A 24,472-nucleotide genomic window follows, 5' to 3' on the forward strand; every position below is an offset into this window, starting at 1 on the left:
AAGTCCATGACACCAAGCGCAAGGAGCGGCGCAAAAAATCGCTCCAAGCCCTTGGCATGGGTGGTCGCAGAGACAAGGATTGAACTGCGATTCATATTGCCTACACTGCCCACCCTATGTTGATCCTTGGCATCGAATCCTCTTGCGATGAAACCGGCGTGGCGCTGGTTGAACTGAACACGGCTGGGCCTGCGCTGCGGCCTGTGCTGCGCGGTCACGCCTTGTTCAGTCAAATCGAGATGCACCAAGCCTACGGCGGTGTGGTGCCTGAATTGGCCTCACGCGATCACATCCGTCGTGTGATGCCGTTGCTGCGTGAAACCCTAGCGCAAGCGGCCTGCACCCAAGCCGACATTGACGTGGTGGCGTTCACACGCGGCCCCGGACTCGCCGGGGCCTTGCTTGTCGGTGCTGGGTTTGCCTGTGCGCTGGGGCTGGCGCTGGATCGGCCGGTGCTGGGCGTGCATCACCTTGAAGGGCATTTGCTCTCGCCCTTTCTCTCGGCCGATCCCCCTGAGTTTCCCTTTGTCGCCTTGCTGGTTTCCGGCGGCCACACCCAGCTGATGGAAGTAACCGCCGTGGGTGAGTACACCTTGCTGGGCGAAACCATCGACGACGCGGCCGGCGAGGCCTTTGACAAGACGGCCAAGATGCTCGGTCTCGGTTATCCCGGCGGCCCGGCCTTGGCGCGGCTGGCCGAGTCGGGCAACCCCAAAGCCTACAAATTGCCCCGGCCTTTGCTGCGCGGCGAGGAGCTGGACTTCTCCTTTGCCGGGCTCAAAACAGCGGTTTGGACCCAGTTGGGGCGTTTGCCTGAGGGCGACGTCCAAGCCCGCGCTGATCTGGCGGCCTCCACCCAAGCGGCGATTGTCGAAGTCTTGGTGGCCAAGTCGCTCATTGCCTTGAAGAAGACCGGCTTGAAGCGCTTGGTGGTGGCTGGCGGCGTGGGGGCCAATCGGCAATTGCGTACTGACCTGAACCAGCAGTGCGCTCGGCGCGGTATCCGCGTCCATTACCCCGAGCTTGATTTCTGCACCGACAACGGCGCCATGATCGCCATGGCGGCAGCGATGCGCCTGCAAACGGGTCGGGCCGAAGCACGCCGCGCATACGACTTCAACGTCAAGCCGCGCTGGCCCCTTGATGATCTTTAAAGATTCACCGGCCCGCCCGTGATTCCGGTTGCTGCCTCACGCGCCTGTTGTTGGCGGGTGCGGTCGAGGTAGCCATCGGCGCGAGTGAGTTGGTCGCGGATCATGGCGTTGTTTTGCCCCATGACCTCGATGGCTTGGGTGCGGAAGTTGTCCATCGTGTCCATGGCCTGAAAGGTCTGGTCGAACATCTCTTTGATCTTGTCGATGCCCAGCATCGGGTTCTGTGCGAACTGGGTGGTTTGCTCGACGTGTTGGTTGAGTTGGCGGCCGGTTTCGCTGATCAAGTTGCCGATGGTGGCGTTGACGCCCGAGAGCATCTCCATCACTTTGATCTGATTGCCGGTGGCGCGGGCCACGGTTTGGGCCACCGCTAGGGCGCTCATGCCGGTGGTGGCGACACGGGTGCAGCCGTTGATCATTTCGCGCCCGGTTTTTTTGAGCACATCCAGCGCCAAGTAGCCGTTGACGCACACCGCTTGCTGGGTCTGGATGTCTTGCAGGTTCTGGCGGGCGTAGAACAGCACCTCTTGGCGCAGCGCTTGGGCGCGCTGTGGGTCGCTGGCTTCCAGGCTGCGGACTTTTTCGTCGAGGCGAGTGTCGAGTTGGGTGGCAAAACGGGCTGCACTGGCCAGTTTGGTCATCGCTTCCCAGAGCTTGGCGCGCGTGGCTTCGATGTCGATCACGTCTTTTTGCATGTCGTCGCGTGCGGCGTAGAGCTGGTTCATCGACGTCTTGATCTGCTCCGCCGCGCCTTGGTACTTCTGGAAATAAGCCTCCAGCTTGTTGCCAAAGGGGATCAGCCCGAGCAGCTTGCGCGGTTGCAGCAAATCGCCTTCGTTGCCGGGATTGAGCTCGTCGAGCTGGGCGCGGATATCTTGGATCGCTTTGAACGCCGGCGAGTCTTCGACGCCGACGAAGTTGCGCTGCATGAAGCGCCCCTGCATCAGGTTGGAGGCGTTCGAGATTTCTTCTTTGCCCAGCGCAAAGGCGCTGTCGAGTCGGCTGCGAAAGGCGTCGGAGTGGAGGTCTTCGGTGCTCAGTGCGTCGATAAAGCGCAGCACTTGATCATCGACTTGGGCTTTCAGTTCCGCCTTGAGCGGCACGGCTTCGCGGGCCGATTCGACCGGGACGGGTGTGAGAACTTCAGGCGGTTCTAGCGTGAAGGCGGGAGCAGCGCTCATGGGTTGGGTTCCTTGGATGGCAGATGGAGCGCCGGGGCCTCAAGGCCTTGGGGCGCAAATTTTTGCTTGAGAAAGGTCGAGTGAACCAAAAAAGCGTGGGCGTCTTGGGCCGCCAAGTCATCGCCCAGTTGGCTGACCTCGGTTTCCAATTCCGCCAAAGAGGCTTCAAAGATCTGCGCAGCGGTCTTGCCGTTGTCCAGCACACGGGTGGTGGCGAACTTGGCCGGAATGGCCAAATAGGTGTTGAGCATCTCCGGCAGATAGCTGATAGCGATGTGGCGCGCGTGAAAGCTGTGCTCCATCGACAAGGTGCCCTGCGAACGCTCCCACTGCGCCAGCAGGGCGTCGAGGTTTTTGCACAGCGCCAACACCCGCGCCTGCAAGCTGGCCGGGATGCGGTTGTCGGGGTTGAATTGCGTCAGGCTGCGCACGCCCGCCAAGGCGCGCTCCATCACCTCGCGGGTGCTGCCGTCGTCATCGAAGGCCAAGGGGTGCCAATCTTGCTGGGTGTTGGACGATGGAAAGCCCAACCACAGCCCACCGATCACAAACCCCGCGCCATAACCCACTACCGCTACGCCCAAAACCATGGGCATATTCGACGAGCCATCTAGCCACCACCAAACGAACAAACCCACCGTGGACAGACCCAGGCCGAATCCATGAGCACCCATCACTGATACGCCCGGATGTCTTTGAAGACGCTGTAAAGAGGGGTCTTGCGTGCATCAAACACCCGCCCGCCGGTCAGTTTGGCCAGATCTTTCAACGCGGCCTCGTTCGCTTCGCCGAACAGCACCCAAAACACCGGAATCGCCCGCACGTCTTCGGGCAGCGCCGCGTAGCTGGTGCGGAAATCTTCGATCCGACCCCCGACGTTGCTTTCACCATCGGTGAAGACCACCACCGAGTACTGAAACCCGGAGTGGCTTTGCCGCTCTTCCAGCATGTGTTTGAGCGCCATAAGCACCGTGTCGTACAGGGCGGTACTGCCCTTCATCTCTAGATGATCAGCAAAGCCACGTACGTCCGCCAAGACCTTTTGCTTGGCGGCGCTGTCGCTTTGTTCCTGCACGCCCTTGGTCGTGGCGGCTCCGGTAGGGATCTCAAAAGCAGTCAGTCCGTAGGGTGATGAGGAGAACGGTTGCAGCCACAAGCGTTCGCGGTTGGTCAGTTTGGCGATGCGGCCGGTGAGGGAGGCGTCCGCTCCGGCGATGTACTGGATGGCATCGACCAGTTGCTGGCGGCGATTCTCACCGTTCATGCTGCCGCTGGTGTCGAGCACAAAGGTGCTGGCAATGGGCGTGCGGAATTCGTTCAAATAGGCCGCGATCAGGCCATCGGCCAAGGCACGGTCGGGCGAGAAGGGCAGTTCAATCTGCATGCCTTGGCGCGGCAAGATGTCTTCGACCCGTGCAGCCACGTCCGGTTGGATGGGCCGACGCAGGGTTTGGCGCGCCAGCCACGTCTGGGCTTCGTCGCCCTTGAGGTACTCAACCACCTTGAGGAACGCCTCGCGCTTGGCCTCGTTGAGCAGCATCAGCGGGTAGTCGGCGGTGCTCACGCCTTCAAAGGGGTGGATGAGCACCAGTTTTTCGCGCAGCTTGCCGCTGGCGTTCAGGCTCAGCAGCCAGCTTTCGTAGTTGATGAACGCATTGACGCGGCTGCCTTGTTGCTGGATGAAGCGCTCTGACAGGTAAGTCGAGTTATCGCCCGGCAGCTTGTAGCCCTTGAGAAAGTCAGCAATCGCGCCCCGGTCCACGTCCGCAGCGGTGAGCGCTTCTGCTTTGCCGCCGGCCGCTGCCACCACGCCCATCAAGGCCATAAAGCCTTGGTTGGAGGTGGCAGGGTTGGCCAAGGCGTAGTTCAGCTTGCCGGCTTTAGCGGCGTTGGCGATGTCTTTCCACGTCAGCTTCAGATCGGCCTTGTCCCAGCCTTGCTGATGCGCGTCCGATTCACTCACGCCCACCACGATGGGCGAGAGCATGATTTTTTCTTGCAGCTTGACGCGGCCTTGGCCTTGCGGGCTGGAGAGCAGGTACTTGGCATTGGCAAACCAAGCGGCGTCGGTTTGCGAAGCGCCGTTGAGGACTGCCTCGGTGCTTTCCATCGTGCCGCCAAACTTGAACTGCAAGCGCACGCCGGTGGCCTTGCCGACCATCTCGGCCAAGGGTTCGATGTCGCGCAGATCGCTGGTGGCCAGCACGCTGAGCGTGGTTTGCACGGCCGGTGCGGCTTGCGTTGCAGGGGCTGCAACGGTCGCTGGATCCTTTTTATCGCAGGCCGTAGCTAAGAGAGCCAAGGCAAATAAGGCGGCGATTGCCAGCCAGCGCGGGGTTTTCATTGGGTCATCTCCTTGGCAACCGTTTCAATCATCTCCGCCATCAGGCTGTAAGCCGGTGGGTCCACCACTTGGGTCAGGCGGGGTTCGACGGCCAAGCCGGTGGGTTTGACGGCGGCGACAAAGCGTTCGGTATCGGCGATGCGAAAGCCGTACTGCACCGCCAAGCCTTGCAGATCCGCGTCACTGGCCAGCAATTCGCCCAAGGCTTTGGCGCGCTCATTGAGGGCCACAAACACTTCCTTGTTGACGATGGTCGGCTGCGGGTAGATCAGCACCATGTCAGCCCCCACGCCTTGCTTGGCGAGGGCATAGGCCACCAGTTGGTTTTCATAGATGAACGCCATGGGTGTTTTGCCCAGGCCAATGGCCACGTAGTCGTCAAAGTTGCCGTTGACGTAGTTCTCTTGATAACCCTGCCGCTTGAAGAGTTCGGCCAGCTTCTGTGCCATCTGCTGCGCGGTGGGGCGGTCGCTCACCACATCGCCGTTCAAGGCGTAGCTGGTCAGCGCCAGCCAGAGCGCGCCGGAGTTGCTGCGGCGCAAGTCGGTGGTCGAGACCAGCACGCTGCGGCCCACGGGGTAGGCCTCCGAGCTTTTCAGATCCTTCCACTTCTTGCGCGCCAGCATCAGCTGCGTGAGCTGTGCCATGTCCACGCTGTAGACCTTGGGTGCAAGTGCTTTGGCCAAGCCGTTGGCCACCAAAATCTTGGCAATCGGCTCCCAAGAGGCGATCACGGTGGGCGAGTGAAAGGGCGTGATCTGTGTGGCGCTCAAATGTGCTTGGGTGGCGGCATCGACGATTTGATTGGCGGCGACCACGCCTGAGGAAAAGAGAAAGTCGGGGCCCGTTCCGCCTGCGACCACTTTGGCCGCCATGTCGCGGCTGCCCACGCGGGTCACGTTCACCACCATGTGTTTGGCCGCCAAGAGGCGCGTGACGCGCTCATCCTTGAAATAGCCCTCGACATCGACCGCGATCAGCCCTTTAAGGGTCACGGTGGCGGCGATATCTGCCGCTTGCTGAACCTTGTCGTGCTGCACCTGTTTTTCACCGCGCAGGGCCAAGAAAAGAGCCCCGCCAAAAGCCGCGAGGAGGGCCAAAGTGATCGTTGCCCGTCTTGCAGTCGTCATGGTCATCGTCAAGATCCTTGTGTTTACGGGGGCTTTGTGGGCAGTATCCCCTTCAGCTCGGACTTCGGTCAACGCTATCTGCACGGTGGATGAGGTGGCTCAAGTACGATGCCACCTTCTTTGGAGGCATGCCATGAACGTGAGAAAACAACTTTTTTCATCCTTGCCGTGGCTGGCTTGGTTTTCTTGGGTTGAAAGATATTCACTCAAGTTGGCCAAAGGCATCATCTTAATGGGCTGGATCGTGGTCCTTTCCGTGTCATCGTGGTATGCGCTTTATTTTGGAATCGCCAACATCATTTCTCGGATGTCGGTGAATCAGATCATTTCCAGTGATGCCCACAGTTTGGAGGCCTGTCGATCCAGTGTGGGCAGCCGCTTACATTGTTTCATTGTTGAAAATGACTTGAATTCGCGCGGTAGTCCACCGATTGAATCGATGCTCCGGGCGATTGGGTATGAAAATCTAAAAATTGATCCACAAATCAAGGATGTTGCAACTTCTGCGGGCGGTAGCCATCGGATGACGGTGGAAGATGACGCTTACATCAGCCTATTCAGCAATGTGCGCGATATTTTGATCGCCCAAGCGTTGAGCCCGGACAAAAAAGATCAAAAGGCCATCGCCTACAAAGACATGGTGCCAAAATATTTTGTGAACGATCATTTGGTGGAAATGATTGATGTTCCGTTGGACGTTAAATTATGGATGTCTGATTATGCAGAGCGAGCAGATGCTGACAATAAAAAAATCAAGCTGATGGATACTTTCACCATCTTGCTGGTGTTGGGTGCTTTTGGCAGCCTAATTTTCTTGACAAAAGATTATCTTCTGCCCAATGAAAATGCTGATTTGTCGGCCTATATATTCCGACCTATTTTGGGCATGTTTATGGCGCTGGCGATGTTTGTCCTTGATCTGGCGGCCCACTCTCTTTTGTCCAGCGCCCCGATCCAATTCGTGCGCAACGAAACGCTTTACCTCTTGGCCTTTGCTGCTGGGCTGTTGTCCGAGCATGCCTATGGTTTGCTGCTTAAGCGTGCCGAAGAGGTGTTGAATGACGAGGAAGAGAAAACCAGGAACCTGCAAGCGACCATCCCGAGTGAAGCACCCAAGGAGTGACCGTGACAGGCCCGAAGGCCCTTTGGGACCGTGGCGTGGGATGAGCCCCGATAATCGCGGGGTGAATACCCCGTCTACCCCCACTCGCTCCCCCGAACTCCTCCTGCCTGCCGGCTCGCTGGCCAAGATGCGGGCGGCCTATGACTACGGCGCTGATGCCGTCTATGCGGGCCAGCCGCGCTATAGCTTGCGGGCGCGCAACAACGAATTCCGCTTGGAGCAGATTGCCCAAGGGATCGGTGAGGCGCACGCGCGTGGCAAGAAGTTCTTCGTCACCAGCAACTTGCTGCCGCACAACGACAAGGTGCGCACCTATTTGCGCGACATCGAGCCGGTCATCGCCTTGAAGCCCGACGCGCTGATCATGGCCGACCCCGGTTTGATCATGATGGTGCGCGAGCAAATGGAGCGCGGTTGGCCCGAAGTGCCGATCCATCTCTCGGTGCAGGCCAACACTGTCAACTGGGCTTCGGTCAAGTTCTGGCAAAAGGTCGGCGTGGCCCGGATCATCTTGTCGCGTGAACTGAGCCTCGATGAGGTCGAAGCGATCCGCAACGAATGCCCCGACATCGAGCTCGAAGTCTTCGTGCATGGTGCGCTGTGCATCGCTTACTCGGGCCGCTGTTTGCTCTCGGGCTATTTCAACCGGCGTGATCCCAACCAAGGCACCTGCACCAACGCCTGCCGCTGGGACTACAAGACCCAAAATGCCAGCGACGAGAACGATGTGGGCGAGGTGCAGCCGGTCAAGATGGCGGAAGACTTCAACTTCGCCCAGGCGCAGCAGGAAGACGAAAGCGCCTTTGCGGCCTGTGGCGGCAGCCCACGCCATCCGCTGGCCGACAAGGTGTATTTGCTGGAAGAAAGCCAGCGCCCGGGCCAACTCATGCCGGTGATGGAAGACGAGCACGGCACCTACATCATGAACAGCAAGGATCTGCGCGCGGTTGAGCACGTGGCGCGGCTGGTCAAGATCGGCGTCGATTCACTCAAGATCGAGGGCCGCACCAAGAGTCAGTACTACGTCTCGCGCACGGCGCAGATCTATCGTCGCGCCATCGACGATGCCATGGCCGGTCGCGAGTTCAACCCTGAGCTGCTGCTGGAGCTGGAAAGCTTGGCCAACCGGGGCTACACCGCTGGCTTCTTGGAACGTCGCCCGAGCCATGACTATCAGAACTACATCAGTGGTCACTCTGAAATGCACCGCAGCCAGTTCGTCGCCGAAGTCAAATCCCAACGCGCCGATGGTTGGGTTGAGGTCGAAACCAAGAACCGCTTCAGCGTCGGTGATCGCCTAGAAATCATCCATCCCAGCGGTAATCGCCTGATCGAACTCAGCGCCATGCAAAACGCCGACGGCCACGCCATCACTGTCGCCCCCGGCAGCCCCCACCGCGTCTGGATCCCCCTCGACGGCCCCAGCGAAGGGGCCTTGGTGGCGCGGATGGTGTGATCAGTTGAACGGTACGGGTTGAGGTGTGCTGGCGGTGGATGGCGGCAGGATGGGCAGGCTGATGCGGGGTTGATCGCCGGTTAGGGTCTTCAGAAAGGCCACGATTTTGGCGTTTTCATCGGCGCTGAACTGACGACCCAATTGCACGCGGCCCATCGTATCGACGGCTTCGGGCAAGGTACTGACCGAACCGTCATGGAAGTACGGATAGGTCAGCTCGATGTTGCGCAGGGTCGGCACTTTGAAATAGTTGCGATCGGCTTCTTGGCCCGTGACACCGATACGGCCTTGGGCGGTGTTGGTGGTTTTGTACGGTTGGACCGCACCCATTTTCTGGAACGAGGGAGGTCATTAGGCTGATCTGCATCAGTGCGGCCGGCGCGAGTGGGCGCAGGATGGAAACCTCCTGAGAGAGGTCCATCCATGAACATGCCACCTGAGAAGTCTTCGCAAGAATCACAGCCGTTGCCGAAAGATCGCCCGGAAACAGGTCCAAAAAATTTAGAGGATCTAGAGGTGGGTGCCGCTATGGGCGTTTTCACGGTGTTGTCTGTCCTGCCCGCAGAGTTGCTTTTTATATTCAGCGCGCTGCTGTACGGACTGCTGTTCTACCTGACCCTGAGTGACGATGAACGGATCAGACGGCTTGATGTGGAATTCAGCACCTATCTGATCATGTTCGTCGCAGCCACGGTCATCGGGTTTATGGGCGTGGACAGTTACAAAAAAGAAAAGGAGCGTGAACGGCGCATTGCGTGGAGGATGGCCAACCCCGTCACCGAAAAGCCGCCCGAGCGTCGGCCCGAAGGGGAATAGTCCGCCTCCATGCCACCAAGGGCGCTTCAAAAGCGCTCAGTGAGTTTTTGATTTAGCCCCCAAACAGCCTTTGCGCGAAGAGGCCCAAGCCGGTGGCGACGCTGGCGAGGCGTTCGCCGTGGACGGCTTGGGCGGTGGGGAAGCTGGCGGCGAGGGCTTCGGTGAGCGGTTTGAGGCCGGTGGAGCCGCCGGTGAAGTAGATGGCGTCGATCTGCGCAGGCTGCAAGTTGGCCATGGCGACGCTTTCAAGGGCGGCGTGGGTGATGCGGTCGATGTCGCTGCGCAGGGCGTCCAAGGCTTGGGCGCTGTCCAAGGCCATCACCAAGCCGCGTTCCACCAGCCCCAAGTCGATCTGGGTGTTGCCGCCAGCGGCGACTTCGATCTTGGCACGTTCGGCGCGGCCGATCAGATCGTGGCCGAGTTGATCGGTCAGCACTTTGAGCAGCCGGCTGTGGTGCTTCGGGTTGGCGTAGTCACCCTTCATGGTCCGCACTTCGTGGATGCGTTGCGGGCGGTAGAGCGGGTTGATCAAGTGCCATGTGGCCAGATCGAAATAGACCCGGCTGGGCACTTCACGCGGCGGTTTGCCGTGGATGGAGGGGCCCATCGCGCCAAAGCCCAGCTCGCGCAGGATGCTGGCCAGCTCGATGCGGCGGTCAAAGTCGGTGCCAGCGATGTGAATACCGTGGTTGGCCAAAACATCTTCACGCCGATCCAAGCGCTGGCGCTGCTGCGGCCCGACACGCACCACCGAAAAGTCGGAGGTGCCGCCGCCGATGTCGGCCACCAACACCAAGCGCTCGGTGTCGATCTGGGCTTCGTAGTGGAAGGCAGCGGCTAGCGGCTCAAACTGGAAGTGGACCTCTTCAAAGCCGACCGCCGCAGCGGCTTCGGCCAGCGAGGTTTCGGCCTGGGCGTCGCGTACCGGGTCGCCATCGACAAAATAGACCGGCCGACCCATGACGACCCGGTGCAGCGGTTGGCCGGCTTGCTTTTCAGCAGCCGATTTGAGGTGGTGCAGATAACTACCGATCACTTCAGCAAAGCGCACCAAGCGCCCCGCACCGACATCCGTGGGCTGATCCATCAGGCTGGAGCCGAGCACGCTCTTCATCGAACGCATCAAGCGGCCTTCCATGCCTTCGACATAGGCCGCCACAGCGGCCCGGCCGTACAGACGGGGCAGGTTCTGCAAGTCCGGCCCTTCTGCCAAGTAGAAGGCAGCGGTCGGCATGGTCGGTAAGCCTTGTTCGAGCGGCACCAGTTGCATGGCACCGGGCTGCGTGGGGTGGGGCACCGTGATGACCGAGTTGGAGGTGCCAAAGTCAATGGCGCAGAACGCGAGGGCGGGATCAGTCATCGGGTGAGTCATCGGATCAGCCATGCGGGCGAGCATGGTGGACAGGAAGGGGCGCGCATCATACGTGGGCGAGCTGAGGCCATCTCGGGGACAATGCCGCCCCATGAGCAACATTGCATCTTCCCCATCCTCTTTTTCGTCAACGCCTTCGGCAACTTCTTCGGCACCGCGCATCGGTTTTGTATCGCTGGGTTGCCCCAAGGCGCTGACCGATTCCGAGCTGATCCTGACCCAGCTCTCGGCCGAGGGCTACACCACCAGCAAGACCTTCCAAGGCGCTGATCTGGTGATCGTCAACACCTGCGGCTTCATCGACGATGCGGTCAAGGAAAGCCTCGACACCATCGGTGAGGCCTTGGCCGAAAACGGCAAGGTGATCGTCACCGGCTGCTTGGGGGCCAAGATGGCCGCAGGCGGTGAAAACCTGGTGCGCCAGATCCACCCCAAGGTCTTGGCCGTGACCGGACCGCATGCCACCCAAGAGGTGATGGACGCGGTACACCTGCACGTGCCCAAGCCGCACGATCCTTTCCTCGACTTGGTGCCCGGTGGCATCAAGGGTGCGGGCATCAAGCTGACGCCCAAGCACTACGCCTACTTGAAGATCAGCGAAGGCTGCAATCACCGTTGCAGCTTCTGCATCATCCCGAACCTGCGCGGCGATTTGGTCTCGCGCCCCGTGGGCGATGTGCTGAGCGAAGCGCGCGCGCTGTTTGAAGGTGGGGTCAAAGAGCTGTTGGTCATCAGTCAAGACACCTCGGCCTACGGCGTGGACGTCAAGTACCGCACCGGCTTTTGGGACGGCAAGCCCGTCAAGACCAAGATGCTGGACTTGGTGGCGCAGCTGGGCGAGCTGGCCAAGCAGCACGGCGCTTGGGTGCGGTTGCACTACGTCTACCCGTATCCGCACGTCGATGAGATCGTGCCGATGATGGCTGAAGGGCTGGTGTTGCCTTACCTCGACGTGCCGTTCCAGCACGCGCACCCTGACGTGCTGCGGCGCATGAAGCGCCCAGCCAGCGGCGAGAAGAATCTGGAACGCTTGTTGAAGTGGCGCGAGATCTGCCCCGAGATCGTGGTGCGTTCGACCTTCATCGCTGGGTTCCCTGGCGAGACCGAGGCGGAGTTTGAGTATCTGCTCGACTTCTTGAAAGAAGCCCAGATCGACCGCGCGGGCTGTTTTGCCTATTCGCCCATCGAAGGAGCCCCAGCCAACGCCCTTGAGGGTGCGCTGCCGGACGCTGTGCGCGAAGAGCGCCGGGCGCGCTTCATGGCGGTGGCTGAAAGTGTTTCGACCGAGAAGCTCAAGCGCCGCATCGGCGCGACCATGCAAGTGCTGGTGGACAGCGCACCGGCCATGGGCCGCCGAGGTGGGGTGGGGCGCTCGTTTGCCGATGCGCCTGAGATCGACGGCACCGTGCGCCTGCTGCCGCCCGAGAAGATCAGCAAGCAGCTCAAGGTGGGTGAATTCACCCGGGCGCGCATCGTCGCGGCCGAAGGCCATGACTTGATCGCATTGCCCATTTGATCGGCCTCTGATCGAGCCCTTCCAGGACTGCGCCATGCCCACTTCGCTGATTCATCATCCCTACACGCCCCCGGCGGACTTTGAAGCGGTGCCGCCCGGTGTGTTCAAGGCCAGCAGCGTGTTGTTTCCAAACGTGGCCGCCTTGCGTGCGCGCCGTTGGGACGACAAGAGCGCCTACACCTACGGTCTGCACGGCACACCGACCACCTTCACGCTGGAGGCCCGGCTGGCCACGCTCGAAGGGGCGCGCCACGTGCTCTTGGCCCCGAGCGGGCTCTCGGCCATCACGCTGGTGGACATGGCCTTGCTCAAGGCGGGCGACGAGGTGGTGCTGCCGGACAACGTCTACGGCCCAAGCCTCAGTTTTGCTGCGCACGAACTGGTGCAGTGGGACATTGCGCATCGGCTCTACGAGCCGATGCAGTTGCCCTCGCTGGCGGCGGCGCTCACGCCCGCCACCCGCTTGGTCTGGCTCGAAGTGCCGGGCTCGGTGACGCTGGAGTTCCCCGACCTGCGCGCCTTGGTGCGCTGCGTGCGTGAACGTGCGCCGCAAGCCGTGATTGCGCTGGACAACACCTGGGGGGCGGGGCTGGCTTTCAACGCCTTTGAGCTGGGCGGCGAGGGTGGCGTTGATCTGACGGTGCATGCCCTGACCAAGTACCCCTCGGGGGGGGCAGATGTGTTGATGGGGTCGATAGCTTGTCGGGACGACGCGCTCTACCAACGCTTGGCGTGGTGTCACAGCCGCTCAGGCGTGGGTGTGGGCATGAATGACGTCGAAGCGGTGCTGCGCGGGCTGCCGTCATTGGCGCTGCGTTACGCCGCCCAAGATGCGGCTTGCCGGCGCATCGCCGCTTGGTGCTGTACCCAAAAGACCTTTGTGCGCGTGCTGCATCCCGCTTTGCCTGGGGCCCCTGGTCACGCGCATTGGGCCGCGCTGTGTCAGGCCGCTGCTGGGCTGGTGACGGTCGAGATCGATCCGCGCTTTTCTCAAGCGCAAACCGATGCCTTTGTCGATGCCTTGCGGCTGTTTCGCATCGGTTGGTCGTGGGGTGGGCCGGTGAGTTTGGCGGTGCCCTACGAGGCCGCCCAAATGCGCCGCCTGCCCACACCCTACCGAGGCACCTTGGTGCGGCTGTGCATTGGCTTGGAGTCGGTCGATGACCTGATCGCCGACTTGGCCCAAGCGCTGGCGGTGCTTCAGTCCTTGGTGGGGCCCGAGACCTTGTGACGCATCAGGCGGCCCTTTTCGCGCTCCCAGTCGCGTGACTTTTCGGTTTCACGCTTGTCGTGCAAGTCCTTGCCCTTGGCCAGCGCAATATCGACTTTGACCAAGCCGCCCTTGTAGTGCAGGTTGAGCGGCACCAAGGTGAAACCCTTCTGGTCGGTTTTGCCGATCAGCCGACGAATCTGGTCTTTGTGCATCAAGAGCTTCTTGGTGCGGTCGGGTTCGGGCTTGACGTGGGTTGAGGCACTGCGCAGGGCGTTGATGCGGGCACCGATCAAGAACAGCTCGCCGCTCTTGACGACCACATAGCCGTCGGTCAGCTGGACTTGGCCCGCGCGAATGGCTTTGATCTCCCAGCCGGTCAGCATGATGCCGGCCTCGAAGCGTTCTTCGATGTGATAGTTGAAGTGGGCTTTGCGGTTCTCAGCGATGCTCATGGCGATGGTTCTCTGGATTCTTCTCTCTACAATGGCGCGATTGTATGAAGCACGTCAAAAAACAAGTTCTGCTCTGGTACTCGCCCAGCGAGATGTACGACCTCGTGGTCGGGGTTGAGGACTACCCGAAGTTCTTGCCTTGGTGCCAACGCGCCGAAATTTTGGCTCAGGACGACTTGGGCATGACCGCCAAGTTACACCTGTCTTACGCGGGTGTGCATCATGCGTTCACCACGCGCAACATCCATCGCCCGGCTGAGCTCGTAACCATGGAGTTGGTCGATGGGCCGTTCTCATTGCTCGAAGGGGCTTGGCATTTCACGCCCATCGGCGCTCAAGGGCAGCGGTCTTGCAAAGTCGATTTCGATCTGAGTTATGCCTTTGCCAGTCGGCCACTCGAAGTGGTCGTCAGCCCCGTGTTTGATCGCATCGCCAACACCTTTGTCGATGCCTTCGTCGCCCGGGCGCAGCAAGTCTACGGGCCGCGCTGATTTGATCCCGATTTGTGTCATTTACAGCCCGAGCGCGCGCCAAGTCGATCAGGTCGATTTGCGCTTGGCTGAAGGCAGTACGGTGGCGGATGCTGTGGTTGCGAGTCGATTGCCGCAACGGTATCCCGAACAGCTGGTGCATCTCGTGGTCGCTGTATGGGGCCGGCTCGTGACGCTGGACCATGCCGTGCGCGCTGGCGACCGGGTGGAGATCCTGCGGCCCTTGCGGGTGGATCCGAAAGAATCACGCCGCCTGCGCTACAACGCCCAAGCGCGGCCCCGAAAGCAGCCGCGTTAAGAGCATTCGCTCTCGATCACTTGTCGGGCCTTGTCACGTTCATTGCCGCGTTGACTGTCATCCAAAAACTCCCGCTCGCCTTGGGCGTTGACGCGCTGGACACGCTGACCTTCGTCAAGCGTGCGGGCATATTCTTGAGCGCGACGGCAATTGTCTGCACGATGCTGTTGACGACGCGCTTCCTCGGCTTTGTTGGCGTTGGGGTGGGCTGATGAAGCGGCTTCGCTGGCGCGACGAGCGACTTCTGGACTGGATGCCGCACGGCCCGCTGCGGCGCTGGCGGCGGCAGGTGGCGGCTCAGCAACCTGCCGAGCAGCGTTAGCGGGGCGCGTCAGGATGTCCTTGTCTGCTGTACCGCGCGGTGGTGGGCGGTCGCTGTATTGCGTGCGACCCTCGTTGTCACGCCACTTCCACTGGCCTTGTACCAGCAAGGGAACACAGGCGGCGGCGATCAGGACGCCAACCTTCAGGACTTGTCTCATCATCACATCAATTATCGGGGGAAACCCGGTTATTCAGGCCCTCAGTGTATGCGCGCTGAGGACTGTGCTTGTGTCCAGCTTACACTGCGCGACTGTTGCAAACTGAACACACACCGCTGCGATGACGCTCACGACGCTGGCTTGGACCTTGGCTTTCGCCTCGGTCGCTTATTTGATGGGATCTCTGTCTTTCGCGGTGATTGTCAGCCGCACGATGGGCTTGTCGGATCCCCGCTCCTACGGCTCAGGCAATCCGGGGGCCACCAATGTGCTGCGCTCGGGCAACAAGAAGGCCGCCATCCTCACCTTGGTGTTGGATGCTGTGAAAGGCACCCTTGCGGTGCTGATCGCGGCGGCTTTGATCCCCCAGTTGAATGTGGGCTTGGGCGAGGGCACCTTGGCGTGGGTGGGTTTGGCCGCGTTCATCGGTCATGTGTGGCCGGTATTTTTCAAATTTGAAGGCGGCAAAGGCGTGGCGACCGCTGCGGGCGTGCTGTTGGCTTTGAATATCTGGCTGGGCTTGGCTGTTTTGGGCGCGTGGTTGGCCGTCGCCTTTGTGACGCGCTACTCCTCGCTGGCGGCGATCATCGCTGCCTTGGCTGCACCGCTCCTGCACGTGATGGTCTGGGGTCCGTCGGCGGCGACCTTCCCGATCGTGATCATGAGCGTGATCTTGGTGTGGCGGCATCAAGGCAACATCGCCAAGCTGATCAAGGGCACGGAAGGGCGCATTGGTCAGAAGGCTGCGATGGTTAAGCCTTCAAATCATCACAAACATTGAGATTGCGAAAGCACCCCGGCGTCTCGAAATCAACCTCAATGATTGAGTGACGCCGCATCCAGCGTTGGACCTGCCGCTCGCCACCATCGAGAAACTCTTGCAGATCCTGCGCCAACGCCGTGGGTAAGAGGCAAAACACTGGGTGAATCCGCTCTGGGCTGCGGGCCACGATGACGGTGTCTTGGGCTCCGGTGTGGGCGTGCTGCGCAAGGTGGACCACCAAATCCGTGGGAAACAGCGGTACGTCACAGGGCACGCTCACCAACCAAGGTGTTTCGGCGTGGCGTAGTCCCACCAGCAATCCCGCCAAGGGACCTTGGAAATCAAGCCTGCCATCGACCCATTCATCCACGACCACCGGCCAGCCCCAAGTGCGGTAGATCTCAAGGTGACGATTGGCGCTGATGACCAAGGGGCCGACCTGCGGTTGCAGGCGTTGGCAGGCGAGTTGGGCCAAGGGTTGACCGCACCAAAGCTGCAAGCCCTTATCCACGCCACCCATGCGTCGGCCTTCGCCGCCCGCCAAAACGAGTCCGGTGATGTCTTGTGGGGACAACATGGGGTTCGGACCCTCAGCCGCCGATGTAACTCATCTCAATGCGGCGTGAGCTCGGTTCAGTGGATTCAGTGGATTCGGCGGGTTGTGATGGTTGTGAGGGTTGTGCTTGGCGCAGCTCCGAGTAGTGATCGTCACGCTGCTGCCAAAGGTGGGCGATGACACCGGCAAGACGATCATCGTCGGAGTCGTTGCGTAGCATGAAGCGCACGTCGTGACCTTGGGTGGCGAACAGGCAGGTGTAGAGATGGCCGTCGGTGGAAAGCCGTAGACGGTTGCAGTCGTGGCAAAAAGCTTGGGTGACGCTGCTGATCACTCCCACCTCACCATGGCCATCGGCAAAGGCCCAGCGACTGGCGGTTTCTCCGGTTTGACTGGCAGCGATGGGGTGCAGCGGATACACGGCAGAGATGCGCTGGATCACTTCAGCGGAGGCCATGACCTCATCCATGCGCCAGCCGTTGCTGCTGCCCACATCCATGTATTCGATGAAGCGCAGGGTGACGTTGTGGCCGTGGCGTTCACGGAAGTAACGCACCATCGGCACGATCTGATCATCGTTGGTGCCCCCTTTGACCACCATGTTGATCTTGATGGGCCCCAAGCCGGCACTCAAGGCGGCATCGATCCCAGCCATCACGTCGGCGACCGGAAAATCGACGTCATTCATGCGCCGGAAGACCGCATCGTCCAAGGCATCAAGACTGACCGTGACGCGTTGCAGGCCTGCGGCCTTGAGGCTCATCGCCTTGCGAGCCAGTAAGGACGCATTGGTGGTCATGGTCAGATCAAGCGTGTGCCCTTCGGGGGTGCGCAACTCGGCCAACATGCTGATGAGGTTCTCGATATGCCGTCGCAGCAGCGGCTCACCCCCTGTGAGGCGGATTTTGCGCACACCACCTTGCGCGACAAGTACCCGAGCGAGGCGGGTGATCTCCTCAAAACTCAACAAGTCGGCGTGTGGCAGGAAGCGGTGCTCTTTGTCGAACACCTCCTTGGGCATGCAGTAGCTGCAACGGAAATTGCAGCGATCCGTGACGGAGATGCGCAAATCCCGTAAGGGACGATCCAAGCGGTCCGTCCACGGCCGGTGTGCCGTGGGTTCGGTGTCATGAGGGGCGATCAGCACGCGGGCGCTGATTCGTTCATCCTGGATGGCAATGATCTTGCGTTGACTCATGGGGTCGATTGTGCCCATGAGTCGGCATGGATGCATCAGGGGGTATTTGTCGCCTTGGTACCGAGGGTGGGCAGGGCCGGTGCGGCTTGAACCAACTGACTGAAGAAGTCAATCGACGACGATGCTGAAGATTCGGCGGGCAAGGCTGCTGACAAACTGGGCACACGCCGCGCACCATTGAATCGCTGACTCCAATAGGCTTGACGCATATCTTCGACTTGAACCGCCTTGCCGGTGCGTGGTGCGTGGATGAACTTGCCTTCGCCGACGTAAATGCCGACATGCGAGAAAGCATGTTTCATGGTGTTGAAAAACACCAAATCGCCTGGTTTTAGATCATCACTACGAATATTGAGCAGCGATGGATCGTTGGCTTGTTCAGCCGCCCGACGGGGCAATAAGCGCCCCAAGCTTTGCTCGAAGACATAGCGTGTGAAGCCGCTGCAATCAAACCCATTGGATTCCGAGTTGCCCCCACGTCGATAGGGAACCCCGAGGAAGTTCATCGAACCCAGCACCAGATCGGAAGCTTTATCGCGCACTTGCTCGATCACGGCAGTGGCACCCGGCAAGGCGTCCTTGAGCATATCGGCGTCTTGCCAAAAGCTATGGGTTGGCTGGCTGGCTTCAGGTGCCGCAACGGCGGGTGAGATGTACCACGTTAAAGCGACGCAGCACGACACGAGCAAATGCTTGAAATTCATAGAGCCCATCGTAGGAGGTTGCTCAACAAGGTCGCGAGGATAGGGGGCGCAGTTCGTGATGTCAATCACGCATTCCTGTCAAATTGCGATGAATCGCTTCTTTGGGTATCAAAAAAGTATCTATAAAACAAAAGCCACCCGAAGGTGGCTTGTTGAGACTTCTCTTCTTAAGAGGAGATAATCTTTTCGGCTAGAGCGTGTTATGCCCGCTTAGATAGCAAATTCTTCAATCTTGCGACCGTTTGCAAGGGCGGCGCGGAGCCATTTCGGTTGCAAACCACGACCCGACCAAGCGTCGCCGGTTGCGGGGTCACAGAATTTAGGCGCTACCTTACGAACACCTTCAACGGGTGCCGACTTACCTTGACGTGTCGGTTTGATCGTCAGGTCAGCAACGGTAATGCCGTGCTCGGCCATCAATGTCTTGATCTGCGAGATCACGCCGCTGCGTTCGCTACGCAGGGCATCATTGATTTGTTTTTCGAGGTCAGAGCGCTGTTTTTCGAGGGCGTTTTTCTGAGCGACGAGTTCTTGATAAGTGGCCATGAAAATTCCAATAGGTTTTAGGTTGGCGCGATTCTAGTTGAATCTATGGTGGAACTCAACCCGATTTGCCTTAAATTAAGCCGAGGGAGGCACGTATCCGGTCGGTTGATCGGCACCTTCGCCAAAAAAATAACGCTCCATCTGTCGAGCAAGATATTGACGAGCCCGTGCATCAGCCAGATTGAGGCGATTCTCATTGACCAGCATGGTCTGATGCCGAAGCCATTGTTGCCACCCTTCTTTGCTGATGCTGTTGTAAATCCGTTGCCCCAAAGCGCCGGGATACGGGGCGAAGTCCAAGCCTTCGCCTTCTTTTTTGAGCAGGGTGCATTGAACAGTACGTGTCATGGTTTGAATCCTTCTCAGACTTTTTTAACAAGTATCTGGGAGCGTCGATCCCAGTTGTATTTGCGTTTACGGGTTTCGGGCAACCAGCTCGGATCGACCGGCTGGAAGCCGCGTTTGATGAACCAGTGCATGGTACGGGTGGTCAGCACAAAAATGCTTTCCAACCCAAGAGCGCGGGCGCGTTGCTCAATCCGTTTAAGAATACGTTCACCGTCACCTTGACCTTGCACTTGGGGAGAGATAGTCAGGGCGGCCATTTCAGCGGTACGACCCTCTGGGTAAGGATAAAGCGCTGCACAGCCAAAGATAACGCCATCGTGCTCAATGACGGTATAGCTGGCGATGTCGCGCTCAATTTCATTGCGATCTCGTTTCACCAAGGTGCCGTCGCGCTCGAAAGGTTCAATCAAGGCCACGATGCCACCCACGTCATCGCTGTTGGCCTCGCGCAGGCTTTCGAGTTTCTCATCGACCACCATCGTGCCAATGCCATCGTGGGTAAATACTTCCTGAAGAATGGCCCCATCCACGCCAAAGGGCAGGATATGTGAACGCTCAACCCCGCCTTCGCAAGCTTTGACGCAATGGCTCAAATAAAAAGCGGTATCTGTTGGCTGGGTTGGAATGGGTAGGCGCGCCAGCAGGCGTTTTGCATCCGCCAAAGCCAATTCGGTATCAATCGGACTTTCTGGGTCGTTGATGTCTTCATGGATACCGGGCACTTCGGTCAGGAACAACAATTTGTCGGCCTGAAGCGCAATCGCTGTGGAGGTGGCGACATGCTCCATCGTCAAATTGAAGGCCTCGCCGGTCGGCGAAAAGCCAAAAGGCGACAACAACACCAACGCACCGATATCGATGGCTTTGCGAATCGCACCGCCATCGACTTTGCGCACGACACCGCTGTGGATGAAATCCACGCCATCGACGATGCCCACGGGCCGAGCGGTGAGGAAATTGCCCGAAACGACCCGAACCGTGGCATTCGCCATCGGGGTATTGGGTAATCCTTGTGAGAAAGCGGCCTCGATTTCAAAGCGCAATTGGCCGGCGGCTTCTTGTGCGCAATCCAAGGCGACCGCATCGGTGATGCGCAAGCCGTCGTGAAAGCGCGAGGTGTGTCCTTTGGTGCGCAACTGCTCATTCACTTGGGGTCTGAAACCATGCACGAGCACAAGTTTGATCCCCATGGCGTGAAGAATGGACAGATCTTGGATGAAAACATTCAGTTTCCCCGCTGACACCAGCTCACCCGCCATCGCCACGACAAAAGTTTTGCCGTGGTAGGCGTGGATATACGGCGCAACGGCGCGAAACCAAGGGACAAAAGTATGGGGAAAGACCAGGCTCATCGTGGCCGGAATTGTGCCTGAGCTTGGCCGGTCTGGTTGGGCAGGATAATTGCCACCGTGAGTATTGATAAATTCCAGCCATTGCCGCCAGCCGCATCTCGTCCGAGACGCGTTGCCAACCCCATTCCACCGATCCATTTCCCCGAGGCCTTGCCGGTCTCGGCGCGGCGAGAGGACATCGCCCGAGCGTTGCAAGAGCACCAAGTCATCATCGTTTGCGGTGAGACGGGCTCTGGCAAAACCACCCAGCTACCCAAGATCGCGCTCGAACTCGGGCGCAGCTGGGGTCACTGGGAAAAGGGGGGCCACGGCTTGATCGGTCACACCCAGCCGCGCCGGATTGCGGCCAGCTCGGTGGCCAAGCGCATCGCGGATGAATTGAAGTCGCCGCTGGGCGAGGTGGTTGGCTACAAGGTACGGTTTCAGGATCGCCTGCAACCGGGCGCATCCGTCAAGCTGATGACCGACGGCATCTTGCTGGCCGAGACGCAGACCGATCCGCTGCTCAAGGCCTACGACACGCTGATCATCGACGAGGCGCACGAGCGCAGTCTCAACATCGACTTTCTGCTTGGGTATCTGCGACAAATCTTGCCTCGCCGCCCCGATCTGAAAGTGATCGTCACCTCGGCCACCATCGACGCTGACCGCTTTGCCCAGCATTTCGCGTCCGCCAAGGGGCCGGCTCCGGTGATCATGGTCAGCGGTCGGACTTTCCCGGTCGAGCAGCGTTGGCGAGCCTTTGAAGAAAGCCGCGAGTTCGATCTGAACGACGCCATCGCCGATGCGGTGGATGAACTCTGGCGCGGCCCAGGGGGCGGGGACATCTTGGTCTTTCTGCCGGGTGAGCGCGAGATCCGTGAGGCCGCCGACCACCTGCGCAAGCACCTCAGCCACCAGCCGCTGAATCGCAACGCCCAAATCCTGCCGCTTTTTGCGCGGCTCTCGCAGGCTGAGCAGGACCAAGTGTTCGAGACCGGCCACGGTCGGCGCATCGTGCTGGCGACCAACGTGGCCGAAACCTCGCTCACGGTGCCCGGCATTCGCTACGTGATCGATGCGGGCTTGGCGCGCGTCAAGCGTTACAGCTACCGCAACAAGGTCGAGCAGTTGCAGATCGAGCCGATCAGCCAAGCCGCTGCCAACCAGCGCGCGGGCCGTTGCGGCCGGGTCGCCAACGGCATCTGTATCCGGCTCTACGACGAGAAGGACTTTGCTGGGCGTCCGCGCTTTACCGACCCAGAAATCTTGCGCTCCTCGCTGGCCGGGGTGATCCTGCGCATGAAGGCGTTGCATTTGGGGCTGGTGGATGACTTCCCCTTCATCGAGCCCCCGCCCCGCAAAGCCATCGCCGATGGCTATGCCTTGCTGTCTGAGTTGGGCGCGGTGGACGAGCTCAATGAGTTGACACCGATGGGCAAAGAGCTGGCTAAGTTGCCGCTTGATCCGCGTGTCGGACGGATGATTTTGGAGGCCCGCAGCCGGCAAGCCCTGAGCGAGGTGCTGATCATTGCCAGCGCCTTGAGCGTCCAAGACGTGCGCGACCGGCCGCTCGAAGCCCAGCAAGCGGCCGACGAAAAGCACAAGAAGTTCGATGACGAGAAGTCCGAGTTCGTGGGCTACTTGAAGCTGTGGCAATGGCTGGAAGAGGGCCGAGGGCATGCCGAAGGGGCCCACAAGCTGAGTAACCGCCAGCAGGAACAGCGTCTGCGCGAGAGCTTTGTCAACCCGCGCCGGGTGCGCGAGTGGCGCGACATCCATAGTCAGTTGCACACCGTTGTGGCTGAGCACGGTTGGCGGCTCAATGAGGCACCAGCCAGCTACGAGCAATTGCACCTAGCGATGCTGGCCGGGCTGCTGGGCAACATCGGCTGCAAGTCGGACGACGAGGATTGGTACCTCGGTGCGCGTGGCATCAAGTTCTGGCGTCATCCGGGCGCACACCTCTCGAAAAAACCAGGCCGCTGGCTGGTGGCGGCCGAGTTGGTCGATACCACGCGGTTGTTTGGCCGAGGTTTGGCGGCGATTGAGCCGCAGTGGCTGCCGCAGATCGCCGGGCATCTTCTCAAGGTTCAATTGCTGGAGCCGCACTGGGAGAAGAAGGCCGCCGAGGTCATCGCGCTGGAGCGCGCCACGCTCTATGGGCTGGTCGTCTACAGCAACCGGCGGGTGAACTTTGGCAAGGTGGATGCGCCAGCCGCGCGCGAAATCTTTATCCGTGAAGCGCTGGTCAACGGTGAGTGGGAGACAAGGCTGCCGTTCTTGGCCCACAACAGCAAGATGATTGCCCAAGTCGAGGAGCTGGAGCACAAGTCGCGCCGCCAAGACGTGTTGGTGGACGATGAGCTGATCTTTGCCTACTACGACGCGCAGTTGTCGGCGGAGGTGGTGAGCGGGGCCACCTTTGAGCGCTGGTACCGCGAGGGTCAGCGGCAGAACCCGAAGTTGCTGCACCTGACGCGTGACGAGCTCATGCGCCACGAAGCGGCGGGCATCACCACCAGTGCCTTCCCCAAGACGATTCGCCTTGGTGGCATTGATTGCGCGGCCAGCTATTTGCACGAGCCCGGCGACGCCAAGGACGGCGTGACGGTGACCGTGCCGATCTATGCCTTGAACCAAGTCAGCGAGGAGCGCTGCGACTGGCTGGTGCCAGGCATGCTGGACGCCAAGTTGCTGGCCTTGCTCAAAAGCCTGCATCAGAAACCCCGGGCGCGGTTGGTGCCTTTGCCGGGTTTTGTGGCCGAGTTTGTTGAGCTGCACGACTTTGCCCAAGGCAACTTGATGGATGGGCTCTTGAAAATGGTGCGTGAGCGCAGCCAAGTGGCCGTGCAGCGCAACGACTTCAAGCCCGAGATGCTGGCCCCGCATCTGTTCATGAACTTCCGCGTGGTGGATGAACACGGTCGCCAGCTCGGCATGGGCCGGCAGATTGCGACTTTGAAAGCCGAACTGGGCGGCCAGGCCCGTTCAGCTTTTCAAGCCTTGGCGGCATTGAAGGTGGTGGCGAGCGTGTTGCCAACCTCGTCATCGCCCTCACCACCTCAGCCGACGCTCCCGCCTTCCAGTGCGGTGGAAGCAGCGCCACAGGCCTACACCGCCTGGACTTTCGGCGAGCTGCCTGAGCTGATGGAAATCCGCAAAGCGGGTCAGACCTTGATCGGCTTTCCGGCCCTGATCGACAAAGGCACACACGTTGAGATTGAGGTTTTCGATGAGCCCGAAGCGACCGCACTCAAGCACCGTGCGGGGCTGCGGCGGCTGGTGGCCTTGCAGATCAAGGAGCCGCTCAAGTACCTTGAGAAGAACATCCCCGATCTGCAAAAGATGGTGATGGCCTATATGCCTTTGGGGACGTTGGAGGAATTGCGTGGGCAGATCATCGACGTGGCGCTGGACCGGGCTTTCCTCACTGATCCGCTGCCCACCGACCGCTTTGCTTTCGAGCGCAGCCTCCAAGAAGGGCGTGCCCGCCTGAATCTGATTGCCCAAGAAGTGGCGCGCAACGCCGGCCTGATCCTGATCGACTACGCCGCTGCGCTGCGCAAACTCAAAGACAGCCGGGCGTCCAAGGAAGTCAGTGAGGACATCCAAGCGCAGTTGCAGCGCCTGATCCCCAAACGCTTTGTGGCGCAGACGCCGTGGGCGCAGTTGCAGCATTTGCCGCGCTATTTGAAGGCGGTCACCTTGCGGCTCGACAAGCTGCGCACCGACGCCGTGCGTGACGCCCAGAAGATGGCAGAACTGCGCCCGCTTGAGCAGCGCTACACCCGCCGCGTGGCTGAACTCAAAGGGGTGACCGATGCTCGGTTGGTGGAGTACCGCTGGCTGATGGAAGAGTTGCGGGTGAGTTTCTTTGCGCAGGAACTACGCACGCCCCAGCCCGTGAGTGTCAAACGGCTCGACAAGGTGTGGTCCCAGGTGACCGGATCTTGATCAGATGGGGATTTATGGTTGTAAGGGGCTGAATATTTCGG

At 60.1% G+C, this 24,472-nt stretch carries 23 protein-coding genes and 1 pseudogene; 10 read left to right on the top strand and 14 right to left on the bottom strand.

Translation table 11 applies throughout. The annotated features are described in order from the left end of the window. Positions 1-116 precede the first annotated feature (116 nt). Positions 117-1,154, top strand: a complete 1,038-nt coding sequence (gene tsaD, locus AC3VI7_RS05260) for a tRNA (adenosine(37)-N6)-threonylcarbamoyltransferase complex transferase subunit TsaD (protein ID WP_489669548.1) — start codon at positions 117-119, stop codon at positions 1,152-1,154. On the opposite strand, the gene AC3VI7_RS05265 is transcribed toward tsaD, so the two are convergent. Genes AC3VI7_RS05265 through AC3VI7_RS05280 form a run of 4 tightly spaced genes read right to left on the bottom strand, consistent with a single transcriptional unit; the run spans position 1,151 to position 5,815 of the window. Continuing rightward, complete coding sequence (locus AC3VI7_RS05265) at positions 1,151-2,335, bottom strand: toxic anion resistance protein (RefSeq protein ID WP_489669547.1); 1,185 nt, start codon at positions 2,333-2,335, stop codon at positions 1,151-1,153. The genes tsaD and AC3VI7_RS05265 overlap by 4 nt on opposite strands. Beyond that, positions 2,332-3,009, bottom strand: coding sequence for a hypothetical protein (locus tag AC3VI7_RS05270; protein ID WP_489669546.1), 678 nt, complete (start codon positions 3,007-3,009; stop codon positions 2,332-2,334). Before AC3VI7_RS05270 ends, AC3VI7_RS05265 begins: the two co-directional genes overlap by 4 nt. Next, positions 3,009-4,679, bottom strand: coding sequence for a vWA domain-containing protein (locus AC3VI7_RS05275; protein WP_489669545.1), 1,671 nt, complete (start codon positions 4,677-4,679; stop codon positions 3,009-3,011). The genes AC3VI7_RS05270 and AC3VI7_RS05275 overlap by 1 nt, the downstream gene beginning before the upstream one ends. Further along, positions 4,676-5,815 carry a hypothetical protein gene (locus tag AC3VI7_RS05280; protein ID WP_489669544.1) on the bottom strand — a complete coding sequence of 380 codons (1,140 nt, stop codon included), beginning with the start codon at positions 5,813-5,815 and terminating at the stop codon, positions 4,676-4,678. The genes AC3VI7_RS05275 and AC3VI7_RS05280 overlap by 4 nt, the downstream gene beginning before the upstream one ends. A gap of 127 nt (positions 5,816-5,942) precedes the next feature. Between AC3VI7_RS05280 and AC3VI7_RS05285 the strand changes: the two genes are divergently transcribed. Next, a complete protein-coding gene (locus tag AC3VI7_RS05285) occupies positions 5,943-6,932 on the top strand; it encodes a hypothetical protein (protein WP_489669543.1) in 990 nt (329 codons plus the stop codon). A 40-nt stretch (positions 6,933-6,972) separates the two neighbouring features. Further along, positions 6,973-8,388 (top strand): prephenate-dependent tRNA uridine(34) hydroxylase TrhP, encoded by a 1,416-nt coding sequence (trhP, locus tag AC3VI7_RS05290; RefSeq protein WP_489669542.1) that lies wholly within the window; start codon positions 6,973-6,975, stop codon positions 8,386-8,388. Here the strand turns inward: trhP and AC3VI7_RS05295 are convergent. After that, a pseudogene (locus tag AC3VI7_RS05295) lies at positions 8,389-8,730 on the bottom strand (cytochrome-c peroxidase); the annotation flags it as partial. It abuts the gene before it with no gap. 81 nt (positions 8,731-8,811) lie between these two features. On the opposite strand from AC3VI7_RS05295, the gene AC3VI7_RS05300 reads away from it, so the two are divergent. Further along, positions 8,812-9,204, top strand: a complete 393-nt coding sequence (locus AC3VI7_RS05300; protein ID WP_489668840.1) for a hypothetical protein — start codon at positions 8,812-8,814, stop codon at positions 9,202-9,204. 52 nt (positions 9,205-9,256) lie between these two features. On the opposite strand, the gene AC3VI7_RS05305 is transcribed toward AC3VI7_RS05300, so the two are convergent. Beyond that, the gene (locus AC3VI7_RS05305; RefSeq protein WP_489668839.1) at positions 9,257-10,564 is read right to left on the bottom strand and encodes an Hsp70 family protein; all 1,308 of its coding nucleotides are present in this window, start codon (positions 10,562-10,564) and stop codon (positions 9,257-9,259) included. A gap of 103 nt (positions 10,565-10,667) precedes the next feature. Between AC3VI7_RS05305 and rimO the strand changes: the two genes are divergently transcribed. Both rimO and AC3VI7_RS05315 read left to right on the top strand, forming a co-directional pair. Continuing rightward, the gene (gene rimO / locus AC3VI7_RS05310) at positions 10,668-12,092 is read left to right on the top strand and encodes a 30S ribosomal protein S12 methylthiotransferase RimO (protein ID WP_489668838.1); all 1,425 of its coding nucleotides are present in this window, start codon (positions 10,668-10,670) and stop codon (positions 12,090-12,092) included. Between the two features lie 34 nt (positions 12,093-12,126). Further along, complete coding sequence (locus AC3VI7_RS05315) at positions 12,127-13,323, top strand: PLP-dependent transferase (protein WP_489668837.1); 1,197 nt, start codon at positions 12,127-12,129, stop codon at positions 13,321-13,323. Here AC3VI7_RS05315 and smpB read toward each other — a convergent pair. Next, positions 13,293-13,757: an SsrA-binding protein SmpB gene (gene smpB / locus AC3VI7_RS05320; protein WP_489668836.1), complete on the bottom strand. Its 465-nt coding sequence runs from the start codon at positions 13,755-13,757 to the stop codon at positions 13,293-13,295. The two genes, AC3VI7_RS05315 and smpB, sit on opposite strands and share 31 nt — an antisense overlap. Positions 13,758-13,801: 44 nt before the next feature. On the opposite strand from smpB, the gene AC3VI7_RS05325 reads away from it, so the two are divergent. Further along, entirely contained in the window at positions 13,802-14,248 is a 447-nt protein-coding gene (locus AC3VI7_RS05325) for a type II toxin-antitoxin system RatA family toxin (RefSeq protein ID WP_489668835.1), read from the top strand. Position 14,249: 1 nt separating this feature from the next. Next, positions 14,250-14,546: an RnfH family protein gene (locus AC3VI7_RS05330; RefSeq protein WP_489671416.1), complete on the top strand. Its 297-nt coding sequence runs from the start codon at positions 14,250-14,252 to the stop codon at positions 14,544-14,546. Here AC3VI7_RS05330 and AC3VI7_RS05335 read toward each other — a convergent pair. Next, on the bottom strand, positions 14,543-15,031 hold the full coding sequence (locus AC3VI7_RS05335) for a DUF4124 domain-containing protein (protein ID WP_489668833.1): 489 nt from the start codon (positions 15,029-15,031) through the stop codon (positions 14,543-14,545). The two genes, AC3VI7_RS05330 and AC3VI7_RS05335, sit on opposite strands and share 4 nt — an antisense overlap. 118 nt (positions 15,032-15,149) lie before the next feature. Between AC3VI7_RS05335 and plsY the strand changes: the two genes are divergently transcribed. Beyond that, positions 15,150-15,809: a glycerol-3-phosphate 1-O-acyltransferase PlsY gene (gene plsY, locus AC3VI7_RS05340; protein WP_489668832.1), complete on the top strand. Its 660-nt coding sequence runs from the start codon at positions 15,150-15,152 to the stop codon at positions 15,807-15,809. Here the strand turns inward: plsY and mobA are convergent. From mobA to argA, 6 genes are all read right to left on the bottom strand, one after another. After that, complete coding sequence (gene mobA, locus AC3VI7_RS05345) at positions 15,781-16,368, bottom strand: molybdenum cofactor guanylyltransferase MobA (protein WP_489668831.1); 588 nt, start codon at positions 16,366-16,368, stop codon at positions 15,781-15,783. The two genes, plsY and mobA, sit on opposite strands and share 29 nt — an antisense overlap. A gap of 13 nt (positions 16,369-16,381) precedes the next feature. Then, positions 16,382-17,545, bottom strand: coding sequence for a GTP 3',8-cyclase MoaA (gene moaA / locus AC3VI7_RS05350; protein WP_489668830.1), 1,164 nt, complete (start codon positions 17,543-17,545; stop codon positions 16,382-16,384). A 35-nt stretch (positions 17,546-17,580) separates the two neighbouring features. Further along, positions 17,581-18,249 carry a C40 family peptidase gene (locus tag AC3VI7_RS05355; RefSeq protein WP_489668829.1) on the bottom strand — a complete coding sequence of 223 codons (669 nt, stop codon included), beginning with the start codon at positions 18,247-18,249 and terminating at the stop codon, positions 17,581-17,583. A gap of 210 nt (positions 18,250-18,459) precedes the next feature. Continuing rightward, a complete protein-coding gene (locus tag AC3VI7_RS05360) occupies positions 18,460-18,795 on the bottom strand; it encodes an H-NS histone family protein (protein WP_489668828.1) in 336 nt (111 codons plus the stop codon). 75 nt (positions 18,796-18,870) lie between these two features. Then, positions 18,871-19,143, bottom strand: a complete 273-nt coding sequence (locus AC3VI7_RS05365) for an oxidative damage protection protein (protein ID WP_489668827.1) — start codon at positions 19,141-19,143, stop codon at positions 18,871-18,873. Positions 19,144-19,157: 14 nt separating this feature from the next. Further along, positions 19,158-20,495, bottom strand: a complete 1,338-nt coding sequence (gene argA / locus AC3VI7_RS05370) for an amino-acid N-acetyltransferase (protein WP_489668826.1) — start codon at positions 20,493-20,495, stop codon at positions 19,158-19,160. A gap of 81 nt (positions 20,496-20,576) precedes the next feature. On the opposite strand from argA, the gene hrpA reads away from it, so the two are divergent. After that, the gene (gene hrpA, locus AC3VI7_RS05375; RefSeq protein WP_489668843.1) at positions 20,577-24,431 is read left to right on the top strand and encodes an ATP-dependent RNA helicase HrpA; all 3,855 of its coding nucleotides are present in this window, start codon (positions 20,577-20,579) and stop codon (positions 24,429-24,431) included. The last annotated feature ends 41 nt before the right edge of the window (positions 24,432-24,472 follow it).

It is taken from the genome of Leptothrix toolikensis (SeqCode) (genome assembly GCF_057922285.1).